The organism is Rhizobium sp. Root1203, assembly GCF_001424945.1.
Classification (GTDB): Bacteria; Pseudomonadota; Alphaproteobacteria; order Rhizobiales; family Rhizobiaceae; genus Rhizobium.
In genome coordinates this window covers 1-12,459 of sequence record NZ_LMCW01000047.1, presented here as the reverse complement: position 1 = coordinate 12,459, position 12,459 = coordinate 1, and the positions used below count along the sequence as shown (strand labels likewise).

The 12,459-nt window shown below is 55.9% G+C and carries 11 protein-coding genes; all 11 read right to left on the bottom strand.

All coding sequences use genetic code 11. From position 1 onward, the window contains the following. Window positions 1-47: 47 nt before the first annotated feature. The 11 genes from ASC97_RS27850 to ASC97_RS27800 all read right to left on the bottom strand — a co-directional run bounded on the left by ASC97_RS27850 (window position 48) and on the right by ASC97_RS27800 (window position 11,426). Complete coding sequence (locus ASC97_RS27850) at window positions 48-554, bottom strand: Crp/Fnr family transcriptional regulator (RefSeq protein ID WP_244481613.1); 507 nt, start codon at window positions 552-554, stop codon at window positions 48-50. Between the two features lie 5 nt (window positions 555-559). After that, window positions 560-1,258 carry an adenylate/guanylate cyclase domain-containing protein gene (locus tag ASC97_RS27845; protein WP_057471583.1) on the bottom strand — a complete coding sequence of 233 codons (699 nt, stop codon included), beginning with the start codon at window positions 1,256-1,258 and terminating at the stop codon, window positions 560-562. A gap of 12 nt (window positions 1,259-1,270) precedes the next feature. Next, complete coding sequence (locus ASC97_RS27840; RefSeq protein WP_057471582.1) at window positions 1,271-1,798, bottom strand: Pycsar system effector family protein; 528 nt, start codon at window positions 1,796-1,798, stop codon at window positions 1,271-1,273. 46 nt (window positions 1,799-1,844) lie between these two features. After that, on the bottom strand, window positions 1,845-2,606 hold the full coding sequence (locus ASC97_RS27835) for an E2 domain-containing protein (protein WP_057471581.1): 762 nt from the start codon (window positions 2,604-2,606) through the stop codon (window positions 1,845-1,847). Continuing rightward, window positions 2,607-4,175: an adenylate/guanylate cyclase domain-containing protein gene (locus tag ASC97_RS27830; RefSeq protein WP_057471580.1), complete on the bottom strand. Its 1,569-nt coding sequence runs from the start codon at window positions 4,173-4,175 to the stop codon at window positions 2,607-2,609. A gap of 552 nt (window positions 4,176-4,727) precedes the next feature. Next, window positions 4,728-6,503, bottom strand: a complete 1,776-nt coding sequence (locus tag ASC97_RS27825) for a TniQ family protein (protein ID WP_057471579.1) — start codon at window positions 6,501-6,503, stop codon at window positions 4,728-4,730. Then, the gene (locus tag ASC97_RS27820) at window positions 6,500-7,591 is read right to left on the bottom strand and encodes an ATP-binding protein (RefSeq protein ID WP_057471578.1); all 1,092 of its coding nucleotides are present in this window, start codon (window positions 7,589-7,591) and stop codon (window positions 6,500-6,502) included. The genes ASC97_RS27825 and ASC97_RS27820 overlap by 4 nt, the downstream gene beginning before the upstream one ends. A 1-nt stretch (window position 7,592) precedes the next feature. Further along, window positions 7,593-9,845, bottom strand: coding sequence for a DDE-type integrase/transposase/recombinase (locus tag ASC97_RS27815; RefSeq protein WP_057471577.1), 2,253 nt, complete (start codon window positions 9,843-9,845; stop codon window positions 7,593-7,595). 11 nt (window positions 9,846-9,856) lie between these two features. Continuing rightward, the gene (locus ASC97_RS34515) at window positions 9,857-10,618 is read right to left on the bottom strand and encodes a TnsA endonuclease N-terminal domain-containing protein (protein ID WP_057471576.1); all 762 of its coding nucleotides are present in this window, start codon (window positions 10,616-10,618) and stop codon (window positions 9,857-9,859) included. A gap of 106 nt (window positions 10,619-10,724) precedes the next feature. Beyond that, the gene (locus ASC97_RS27805) at window positions 10,725-11,102 is read right to left on the bottom strand and encodes a hypothetical protein (RefSeq protein ID WP_057471575.1); all 378 of its coding nucleotides are present in this window, start codon (window positions 11,100-11,102) and stop codon (window positions 10,725-10,727) included. A 93-nt stretch (window positions 11,103-11,195) separates the two neighbouring features. Then, window positions 11,196-11,426 (bottom strand): hypothetical protein, encoded by a 231-nt coding sequence (locus ASC97_RS27800; protein ID WP_057471574.1) that lies wholly within the window; start codon window positions 11,424-11,426, stop codon window positions 11,196-11,198. Window positions 11,427-12,459 lie beyond the last annotated feature (1,033 nt).

Here is a 12,459-nt window from a genome sequence, read left to right as displayed (position 1 = left end):
ATCCGGATGTGGTCGAACGCGTTATGGCAGACGAGATGAAACGCGGCCTATAATATCGGCCTCTCCACCAAACGAAAATGCCTTCGCCGGACGCTCACCTTCTCCCGGTAGGTCCCCACGTGCTTGTTGCGCTCCAACAGGCGGCGGGAGAGGGCTCTCGCGATATGCTTGTAAACGTCCGGATACCTCTTGGCCAACGAGGAAAACTGATGTGCTGTCAGCTTGCCCACAATCGATGGCTCATCCGCAATTACCGTGGCGGAACGGCGCTGCGTCGGTTCGATCGCTGCCATCTCACCAAGATGATCATTGCGTCCACGGGCCCCGAGCCGACGCCCGTTGACGCGTATACTGAACGAGCCGGAGATGATGAAGAAGATGTCATCGTCCTCCGCATTCTGTTCGATGAGCACCTGTCCGGATGCACACTCCTGCAACTCGGCTTGGTCCGCGAGTTCTTCAGCGAGCGTTATGTCACGTCCCACGATCGACTGAGCGGCGAAGGACTCGATCCTGAGTTCTCTGCCCGCATCTCCCTGGAACCGTTCAAGCATCTTACTCACGTGACTGTTCTCCAGTAAGTGGTTGAATAGATCTCTTCGTTGCCATGCTGCGCCCACACGGATCGCTGCCACATGTTCTCGCCGTTCGGACCAAGCTTTTGAGGGTCGTTGAGGAGATCGTAGACGCGCTTCGTTATGTAGGTCGTTCTGTCTGCACTCAGCGCCGTGAGCTTGGCTGCCAGATTGGCGGCATTGCCGATCCAAACGATATCGTTGTCGCCGCGGACGCCCGTTCTTGCAGCCCTGATTTCGGAAAGGTCGATGCCGACGACGTGGCGGATCTTGAAATCTGTCGTCCATCCCTTGTTGAGTTCGCCCTGAACGATGTTCTTTACGGCATAATTCAGTTGAAGGGCGCAGAATACCGCATCGTTACATTTGCTGTTGGAGATGAAGATACCCATGACCCGATCGCCGTCGTACGACACGATCGATCCCCCCTGGTGCTTGATCAGACGTGAGGCGGCGTAGAGGAAAGTCTTGTAGACTTCACCCGAGAACTGCCATTTCTTTGTTTCGACCAAGCCCGTTGACCCATCGAGATCGGCGTACAAAATAGCGGCCTTTTCGAAACGTACTGCGTCATTTGTGAGCTTGAGATCCTTCGGCTCGGGCACAACCGTCCCATCGCGCGTCGTCCAGGCACTCCCGAAGGTCGAACTCGAATTACTTTTGATGTCGTCCCCTATGGTCATTGATCAGCCTCCTCAGCAGGGAAACTGGGCGATGACCCAGCGACCACATGCAATGGCCGGGGGAAGCGCCATCACCACGAAGGCGAGTAGAACGAGCGTCCCCGCCCAGTGGAAGAACCTGAACTTCCGATGCGCGATCGAGGCTTGAATAGCGGTCTGGACGCCAAGGTCGTGCAGATAGGTCACCGTCGCGGACTCACCTTCGGATGGCATGTATTCCTTCTTCGCCATGTCCGGATAGTCCTTGACCCCTCCTTTGATGATGTCGCCGAAATAGAGAAGGTTCACGACATCGTCGTCGCGTTTGTACACTTGGTTGAGGAGCCTTGGCAGAAGCGACTTGAGACAAACAATGGCAGCGAGCGCGAGCAGCGGAAGCGCGGCTTCGAACGCATACTTGTAGCCAAAGGGGAGATCGCCCGGTGATTTTAGAAGGTTAATTATGGCTCCGATCCACACGGACGAAAACGTTAGTAGCGCAGCATTCTTCGTCTCTGCGAACTTTACGAAATCGATCATTCGGCCGTGATTGGCCGACATCAATTTCTCATAGGCTTCCTGTTGATCATTCTTCGGCACGGGACACCTACACGGATGCGGTAACGCGGGCGGCTGCGGACGAGGAGCTTTCACGCAGCGGGCAGTTCAGCATCGTGCCACAGCAGACCTCGCCGGAAAGCCGGGAGAGGGCGTAAAACAAGTCCACCTTCATGCGGCGAAGCTTCTCTTGATAGAGCAGCGTTACGACCGCTCTGGAATTGCAGCAGCGTGATCGGGGAATGGCCTTTCCCTGCCTTTTGCATCCAGCCGGGCAGGGAAGCCAACCGTTCGCCAGTTTGCCGCGGCTGCTAACCTTGTAGGTTCCCGTCGAGAACCAAAATTCCTCGCCCTCCAGCATTCTCATATATTCGTATTCGATGCCGAGCTCCTTAGCGGCGACGGCCGCCGCGATCTGGTGCGGTCCGGCGTCACCGTGCGACATCTGCTGTTGCGGGGGCCACCGCTTGGTTCGATCGGCTACGCGCTGAAGCTCGAGAAAGTGCTTGAGCAGACCCCACCAGACATTGGCGTGATCTCCGGAAACGATGTTATTTCCTGCGTGCATGCCCAGGCAGAAATGTTCGTCTGACTGCAGATGCCGCTCGTGACAGGTCTTGGGATATTTCGTCCCCGGAACCTGCTCCTGGACCGAGATGGCTCCCGATTGGTCCCGGATCCGAAGGTCGATGTTGATCGTGTCCGCTGCCCCATCAATCTCAAGGCATACCGACCCCAAGATCTCATCCAGGGCGGCGGAAGAAACTTGAAACCAAGTGGGACAGGCATCGAGGATATGGGAGAGCGGCATTCACCGTCCTCCGGAACTATAGGGAGCCGCCGTAGCGCTTACATCGCCACTCTTTACAGTTGGAGGAGCGCTCAGGTGTTCGACTGAAGAGGACGCATCAAGGTTCCAGGCGATTCCGCCTTCGAACAGTCGGCGCACACCCGCCGGTGCGTGGCCAATGGCGGTCGGTCCTAACGCCGTCTGTTCGCCAGTGCAATCCCGCTGAAGTTCCTCCGACTTGGAGACCGCGCGACTGACAGAGCAGCGAACGCTGCGGTCACCGCGGATCCCGATTCGCGTTATAGGGGTCTCGCCATACTCGAGGCCGATCGCGATACCGAGACCTTCGATGCCATCGAGCTCCTGCTGGCAAAGTTCGAAGCTCGATCGGATTCCGCCCGCGGCCTTTACTGCCGATACTACCGATGCCGAAGCGTCCGTTTCAAAGGCCGTTCCCGCGGCCAGCAGTCCGTGGATGCAGTCCCCGATAAAGCGAACCTTACGGCCATCGAAGTCCTCGGTCAGCGTCGCCGCCAACTCGCTGCGAATCACGTGCAGGTTCGAGACCATCTCGCCAATGCGACCCTGCGCGATGCATTCGTCGACGTACGCCGTGAACCCATCGATATCGCCGAAGATCGACATCAGGCCCATCCGGATTGAATGCGACGGCATCAGCGAGGCGAAGTCGATGCTCTTCAATGGAGGCGTATGTCGATGGAACGAGAAACTGGCGTCGGTCCCTACATCGAGCACGAACTTGTTCCTAGCGTTCAGCGCCGCTTTCGTGACGTCAGCGCCTGAAAATCGCTTGGCAAGATAGGTTAGGTTCGTCGTAAAGCCTCCGCTCGTGGGCGCAGCACTATGACGTTCCGAAAAGAGGATGTCATGGGATACGATCTGCTGCAGGCCGAGGTCTCGGCGAACTCGGTTCGACATGAAGATGCCTTCGTCATCACCTTCCGCCAGCTTCGCGGCATAATTGGCGGGAGCTCCCAGGAAAAGCGGTTCGCGCTCGTCCTTGGTGCCGCTGTTGACAGCGACCGCTGCACCGCTGTCTACGCCCACGCGGACGCGGGTCGAGTAGCGTCCGTTTTCGGTTGTTCTGCCGACTTCCTCTATTGCTCGCTTGACAGCGTCCGCGAATGCGAGCGACCGCTCTGCTCGCTCCTTCGCGTTCTCGGGGCCAGGCGGAGAAACGATGACCGCGTGCATTCTTGCACCGTGGAAGTCGACCCGTTGGGCTTCGAATTCCTCTGCCACCTGATCGCAGGCCGCATAGTTCAGGTGGAGCATGGAGAGAACTCGGCGGTGGCTCGCTTCGGTCTCCCGTTCGCGCTCGATCATCACGTCGCCGAAGTCGAGCATCTGAATGTAGACGTGAACGCCTTCGACGAGGACGGCGGCGTCTGGGGGCACGTCAAAGATTAGTGGCTCGCTTTTGCCGCCGAGTCTCATCTTCGCTTGGTTGGCAGTCTGTCGCGCGACGACGAAGCCCTGGTCGAAAGTTCTCAGATTGATGGACGCCGCCGGGGCCGTAGCCCTGAAGGACCGGATACGCTGCAGGCTCGTCTGTCGTGACCAACTCATTACAACTTCCTCTTAAATCGCCCAGCGGGCTTACCTGAATGTTGAATGGTAGCGATGCATTGTCGGTGGCTACTACTGCGATTGTTTCACCATTTGTTCCTTGAGGCATTTTCCGGGCACTGGAAAGTGCCCGGAATGATGACTATCTGGTGTTAGCCAGTTTTCTCGTCGGAAATGGCCAGTTTCAGAGGTGCTTGGCCAGAATTAGCTTCGATTTCTCAGGAGGGTGTCATTTCGGCCTTCGTTCATGGGGTTTTAGCTGCCGTGACATTTCTTAGGGAGCAACAAGCCTCCTAACCCCTGGTTCCGTGACATTTGTTACGCACCCATTCACGCCGCTGAATGGGCCCGTAACTAAAGTCACTTAACTTCTAAAAGCTGCCCGAAATCAATGGCCCATTTTCCGGATATCTCGAAAAGTGGGTCTGTTGCGCTCTTAAAGAAGTCACAGGTCGGTTACGTTCTCTGCGCAGATGATTATCCCGCCTGTCTGAGGGCACGAAAAAACCCGCCGAAGCGGGTGAAAAAAGGTAACGGATTTTGCAGGGTGGGTTAAACGTCTTTTCTCCTGTAAAGACGATCATCGCCATCAAAATCGAAAGCCGGGGCGATGGTTGCCAGCTTCTCCTCGTCGTCCTGGCGATATCGTGACAACTTCCGAAGTGATCGAAGTGAGATGAATTCCTTAGCGAATCTGAGCACTGAAGCAGTCGAGTAACTGGCTGTCCTCAAAGAGCCTTCTTCAGAATACATGGTCTCAAGCATGTTCAAGTCGCTAAGTCGTTGGATTGCTTTCGCGCTTAATCTGACCTTATCTGCCACTTGTGACCGGCTCAAATAGTCGCCCTGCCTAAGGGGCCGCATATGCCGAAGGTGCCGCACGTCAACGTAGAAATCTCTCAGCGTTCTCGGTGCCGTGGTCGAGACGAAGCAATCGAGTTCCCCAAGCAGAATCCGCCTGATCGTTTCGCAATATCCAACGACGTGACGGCTTTCGGTCAATGGGGTCAGCGTCAGCGAGCTGTCCCAGGGTCTAGCCTTATTCGACACAGCCTCGAACATCTTGTCGATGCTGGATGACGAATAAAACCGCTTCAGGTGATTGTCTCGATCACGATCCGACGCCGCTATAAGGTTTGCTCGACGAAACTGATCGACGACCGCGTACGACACGCCCAACCTTCGACTGACGTCCGACGTCGTCATGTTGTCTCGGTATCGATCAACCATTTCCATCATCGCGGCGGAGGTGGCGAGCGATTTCATGTCCATTTTGTCGCCAGGGCCGACGAGACCGTGCGACCGGGCGAGTTTCCGGAGGGTTTGCTGGTTCACGCCATGTTCGACCGCCGCGCTGCGCACGCTGTGATAACGACGGGGCAGGGAGCGACCGAGAAAACGATCCTCTGGTCCGAGAGCATGAGCATCATAGGCGTGATTCAGAACAAACAGCACCAGTGGCTCGTACTGGGGATCATCCCTGCGCTCATGAAGGAAAGTGTACAAGGGACCGTAGAGCCCCCTGCGAATGCCTTTGGCGGTGTTGATGGCATGGTGATGGTCAATCTCCTTCAGGAAGGCTTCGAAGAGATTGTCACCCTCGGCAAAGATATCGGCTCCTTTTTGCGACAAGCGGATGCGAGAATCGAACCCGAGACGGTTCATCTGGACTTTAGGACCGTGTTCCGCCATCGCACCTACAATTTCGCAAAGCCGCATAGCGCCGTGGTATGGCAACGGGTCGAGGAAGTCGTTGTGAACGTCCACCCGATGAAGCCGATCACTGAAATACCTGTCGAAGTAGCTGACGGAGACCGCTTCACGCGTCAAACGCTTGCCCTCAATCGCCTTCCAATTTCTCATTATTGCGCCAACGAAGTCGGTCCGAGCGGGATTTGGGTAGCGTTCGTCGAGTTCGACGAGTGAAACAGCATGCGCAGGGCACGTGCTGATGAAGCAATTGAGCCAGGAGGCGCGCAAAGCGACCTGAGCAAACGGCGCGTCTGGACGGAGCGCGTGATCTGCGGCGATGCATTGGGGGCAGAAGCGTGTAGCCGCGAATAGGAATTGTTCCGACAGCAAGCTTTGGCCAAATACCCGAACAAACTTACTCTCATCCCTCGCAATGTGGTGTTCATTTAAGACCGATGCGGCGTTTCCCGACATATTCGCCAGTTTTTCGATGCTTCGAGAAAGCTCAGCGGCATGCCAGAAATTGAATCCCTGGTGTCTAATGAAGTCGTGCTGTCGCACGCCCCGGAACCGGGCATAACGACTCAAAAAACCACGCAGAGGCTCGTAGGGGCGGATAGGGAGAGGACGGCTCATTTTGGCTCTCCCGGAGTCTTGCGGTGTCGACGAGCGCGCTCTTCAAGATGAGGAGCAAACTCTGAGAGCAGCTTGCCAAGTGCGTTGTTTGGAACGATGGCGCTCCACTGAGGCTCGGTAAAGACGTTCTCAGAAGGTCTGCAGCCAGTTGCTAATGCATAGCACTCGGCGAATTCAGCACTGCTGACAGTTTCCATGCCCATAGTCAGGGCGTACTCGCATGCGCTGCGTACCATCTGGATCGTTGAGCCGAAGGCATAATTGCATGCATGGAGCAGACGGCGGGTAAAATCGTCTTCACCAAGGTCTAAGGCCTTCAAGCCAGCATCGGCCGTAACGATTTTCTTGACGATTTTTTTGATCGTCTTTGCGTCGTCGGAAGCACTCATTGGGCGAAGCTCGATACACCTGCTCCGCTCTTTGAGTTGCCCATCGCTATCGCCTGACTGGTGCAGCAAATTTGCAAGCTCTGGCACACCTGACACGACAAGATGCAGCGGGTAGCCTTCCATCTGTGTCAGACTCTTAAGGACATCTGAAACGTTCTGCACGGCCTTCGTTGTATTGCCCTGCAAGCTGTGTTGGAATTCATCGATCCAGAGAAACAAAACTCGGTTTTCCCGCAGTTGCTCTTTCCACAGGTCGAAGATTTCCTGCTCATTAACGGACTTGAGATCAACTTCGTAGTCTAGCGCCGCAAGCCCAGCCTTCGCCAAGCCTTTGAGCGTCATAGGTTTTGGCGATTCAAAATGCACGAAGGGGAGCCGCAATTCGCCGTTGACTGTGGTTCTTGATCCGAACTGCGGACGCTTTGCGATATGGCGTCGGACTGCGGTTGTCTTTCCAGAGCCTGCAGCTCCCACCACCAACAGAATCCTGCGCTTGCCTGCGCGTCCGAAAAGCTCGGCAGCGGAATTAAGAATCATTGCTTCGAAGGCGTAGTTGAGCCGACGGTCTCTGTGGCTTCCGATATAACCTGTGTGCATCTTACCCAGGGTCCGCGTAAGGCTTTGCTGAGCGGGGGTAAGTGAGGTGTACAATGCATTCGCAGCTTCGGTGAAGAACGCGCCGTGGTTGTTGGAGATCATTTCATTCTCCCTCCTCGTAGAAGATGCCATCGTCGATCCCTGGCGACATGCCCTCAAATGCCGAACCAGAGGGGCTTGCATGCTGAACAGTCACCACCTGCATCTGATCATCGTCTTCGGGGTCGTCCGTTCCAATAAGGTGATCGAAGGCTTCAATGCCCACTTCGAGAGGGTTGCGCGGAACCTTGAGGATTGAGGCCTCAACAGTTCGAGCGAGAGTGTCATCGTTAATCGGCTTCTTGAAGTAGCGCTTCTCGATGGACTCGTAGTCGGTTGCGGTGATGACTTCTGCTCCGAGGCCGACCTGGGCTGCAGCAGCGGCCCCCGACTCCTTGAGTTCCCTCACGCCCGCAAGCATGGTGGACAGGCCCGGCTCGGCCGTTTCTCCTTTTTCCTTCATGTGGAGCGCCTTTGCGCCTACCCATTCGAAAACAGTGGTGTTCTTGGGAATTCCGATGGAGGAAGGAATGTCAATCCACTTGCCTTTGTGATTGTACCCGATTGCACTGATGCACAGGCGTCCAAAGCGGAGGGTTGCCTTCGGGTGCGCGGAATTCGGGAGTGCTTGATGTTCGAAGCGAGCCCGCTGCATCTCTGTGGAGTTATAGTGGATGCCCATGAAGACGACGCCCTTGTCCGTGATTGTACGCTCTACTTCCGTTCCGAAGATCACTCTTCGCTCATCGGAATTGATCGGCTGATTGATCCCGCTGCGTTGCGACAGCCGTTGCCATGCCGCCTTCGGCGTTTCGAAGCCCAAGCCGGAGTGCGGAGTGTTGTGATAGACGTCCACGATTGCGCGTACGAACAGACGATTGAATTCGTCAAGGTTCAGGCTTGCCTTTGGGGAGTTCTTACCTTTCTCGATAATGTTGGAGAAAGTCCGCCCTTCGAAGTAGTGCATGAAGCGGAGTTCGCAGGTGTGGAAGAACGACTCAACCGTGCCGCGTGCTGCCGGATGTCCGCTTGGCGGGATCACGTGCTCGCAGTGCAGAGCGGCGACCGCTGCACGGAAACGCCAGTGGATGAACCCCGGCCCAGCGTCGGTGTAGACAGCCTCAGGAACTAGCGTATAGTTCCAGGGGTCACCTGTGCCTACCAGCGCCGAAATCAGCGTTTTGTCGGTCACCGCCATTTCAAGAGCGGCCATTGACGACTTATGCGAGGGCTTGCGGTGGCTGAAATGCATTGCCAGAATGCATTTGCTAGCACAGTCGATGGCGACCGTGATCCATACCCGCACCTTCTCCAAAGCATTACGTTGTTCTTGCGTAAGGGTGTCCCACACCCGCATGTGCGTGAGCAGGATGGAAAGGTCGACGAGCCATTCGTCCATTTCCACGCGCTGCCCCAGCCGGGTGAGCGCGGAGCCGCTCATCACGATGGCAAATTTCTTGCGAGCAAACTCCTCGCCATAGCGTTTGGCGGTCAGGTGATAGACGCCAAGGCTCTTGATCATGGTTTCAAAAGTCTTGCGCGACGGCATATGCCAATGCCGCCCGCTTTCGCGAACTTCGTTGCGTCGCCATACCTCCGCTTCTAGCGCGAGTTGGCATTGACGCATCGATGGGCGCTTCTTGTCGCAGTACATGTGAGCGTACTGCCACCAAAGCTCGACATCGTCGCGCTCGAAACAACTTCGTGACCGTGGACCCGTCTTGAGGCTCACGAGAGCAAGAGGATTGCATCCGCTATCTACGTAGATGTTGTAAAGACGCCGGAAGTGGCGGGGACCGACCAGCGTGTAGGAGACCTCAGCGCCACCGTTTTTCGCGCTCCAACGCTCGGACACAACCCGCTTCAAAATCGGCAAGAGATGTTTCAAGCATTCCTTGCCGAGGCTTACCTTACGTTGCTTAAAGCCCTCGTTTTGCAGGACAGGGTGCTTGCGACCAACGGTTTCAAAACGGATGTATTCTTCAATTACGTCTTGCAGGTAGAGCGCCTTGGTCGCTCGCGCTTGTCCGAAATCAAGGAGGTTGAGGCCGCCGAATGCGAGACTGATTTTCGTACCGTTGTCGCTGTGGTATCCACGCAGCCTACGAACGCGGCCCATAACGACCATCAGGTAGATTTGTTCATGAGTATAACGATGAAGGAGCCCATCCTCGCCCTTGAAGACAGAGCCCTCGGTCGTTTGCTCGTGAATGGTGGTGTTCAGCTTGTCATCAATGATGATCCTGTCCGTTGCGTCGTAGTGGTAGATGGGGATCGACGGTTGGGCAAAGTTAAGGGGGGCAATGAGCTGGTTCATTGATGGACCTTTCAAAGGTTGACTTGAAGGAGAGTGGTGTCTGTCACGAGGCCCGGCTGCACTGCTGCTAGGACGCCGTCGCCAATCAGGTTCCAAATGGCAACACGGCGATGTGCCTCGACCGGCGCTATAGCGATCAGGTCCCAGAAGCGGACGAGGCCTGTTACGCATTCGAGTGTTTTCAGAAGCGACGCACACTCGGCTTCGTTGCGTCGGCGACGTGCCCAGAGAATTGTCTTTGCGTTCTCGTCGTCCTCGTCAGACCAATGGTCTTCATCGATCCATGTGACGATGTCAGCGTATTTGCCCGGGGACTGCCGATGGATTCGCTTGAGAATACGGAGCAAACCGGTGCGAATTATCAGTTCCATTGGCTTGACGGCGATAGCAACAGTCTTGCCGTTCCTTAGCCGCACCCAATAGTCGAACGTATGCTTATGAAGCTTGCCTCCGGCGGCAAAGTATTTCGCCGTCGGATATTGTTCGCGCAGTTCAATAACGTCTCGGTCGACACGCAGCTTGTGGCCGATACCAAGTTCGACACCACTATCGAATGTCATTTCCCGCGTGCCATCCTGGTTTGGCTGCGTGCCACGATAGTTCTTGGGTGATTTCAAGCCGGACTTTCGCGTACCCAGCGAAGGCTGGACCTGGCCATATTGGGGGATGACGGTGGGATAGTGATAGATCGGCTCTGAAGACGTGTTGACTACTCGCTTGATACCCGCTCGCTCGTCGAGAAGGCGGTTGAGGATGAAATGCTCTGTTCGCATGGAATGCTCTTGATTATGGCCGCACGAAATCATCGTTCAGGTGACGAACGCGGGCTGTGTTGAAACAGCAGGGGAATGCGGGCGTGTAGCCCAGCCGAATGGGTGCTTAGTTCCTCAGCTTTTCACGAGCCGATTTCAGCATCCTCTTGAAGACGCTTTGAGACGGCATAAGCAAACGGACTTCCCCGGGTGCTTTCGCCGAGTTGAGCGCACTGACGCGAAGACGCAGCCAGAAATATGCGAGGCCCCAATTGAGATCGCGAAGAGCGGCGTCCCTTGCCACGGCGCTCCAGACTGCCATGTCCGCCTGGACAAACTCGCTAGCTACCGATTGGTGCTGCAAAACGGGCTCAGGCAGGCGTTGACCGTGCGAAGACGGGCCGGGATGAAGATCGTGGTCGTCGTACCAACCGTCATCGGCATGTTCCCAAAGGCGATCCTGCCATTGGGAGGTGATGGCATCGTTGTGAAAGATGTCACTCATAGTCATTTCCTTTTGGCATAGCTCCGCCGTCGACCGGGTTGCGGCCCGGTGCGCTGATCGCGGAATAAGTTGATGGGAGGGGAGGGACCTTGGTTAGCGGTCGGCTAGCGAACTGATTACTCTTTCGCTGACGAAGTCAGAGCCGTTGTCAACGTAGACAGGGTGGACGAGCAGACGCGCGTCGCGCCAAAGCGCACTGGGTCCGACGTCTTCGATCTGGGCGATCCTTCCATTTCCCAGGACCGATTGCATGATGTTGTCGACCAATTCGCCCACAGGTCTTCTATGGGTGAAACAAATGTCACCTGTCTTTTCTTCGTTCATAACTTTCTCCTCGCCGGGCGCACGTGCCCGTTTCCTCTGACGAAATCGCTAGAGGCTCCTGAATGCTGTTTCGTGGGACGCTTGGACGATCCAATGCTTCGTCGGATACAATCCGCCTCCCACATTTCTTGCGGGGTCACGTCATGGGAAGCGGTGGGAGCGAGCTTCGGTCGAATATCGCGGCAATGCTTGCTGATAATCGCCATCATCATGGCGGTCAGTTCCTCGACTGTCATGATCGGTTCGGTTGAACTTTGTTTCGTCATCATTATCTCCGTTCTGAGGCGCACCTCGTCGTTTCCCGAAAGCTGAGCCACGAGATTGCTGGTTGTTCTTTGGTATGAGATCAGGGCAGCCGGGACGGGTGCCCCAAGTTATCGCTGAGCGTCAGCCAGTCCGCGCCGGAACGCCGTCGGGGTTCGCCGACGCAGATGCAGTGCGGCACCGACAAGGCGCGCGAAAGGGTTCTGCAACATGGCAGCTAACTCCGTTAGACTGTCAGGGTTCAGTAGGTAACCTGGCGCGTCGTCAAAATATTCGGCAATTGTCGGTAGCGCCGTTCAAGGGCTTTCCGACGTCGCTCGAACGGCGCAGGTCACGAGGTGCAGGCGATGGGGCCGCCGCCTTATGCCAGATATCAATCCTTTTAGTCATTGGTTCGTCCGGTTGTGTTGCGTTGAAAGGAACATAGCTGGTGTTCGAGATCAATTCAGGGGGCGAAACCGGAATTCCGGTTTTCATCGCTAACGAAGTCGTTAAAGCCCCGTTCGCTGTTCGCTTCTCGAAGTCCATCCTGATCTGGTCTGCCGTCACCCCTCTGGGTTCATCGCGTCTTGTTGAGAGCATACAAACACAGTTAGAAAGCGAGCACAGCGTTCCACCCTGAGAAAACTTGCCGGAAGCAGGTCTTGAACAGCCGCATAATGGCTCAGGGTATGCGACGTCCACGCCCCATAGATTTTTCGGTTGATCTACGGGCCGTCAAATGAGCTCACCGAAGAGTATCTGACGAGCTCATTGTGAGGCTCTGATG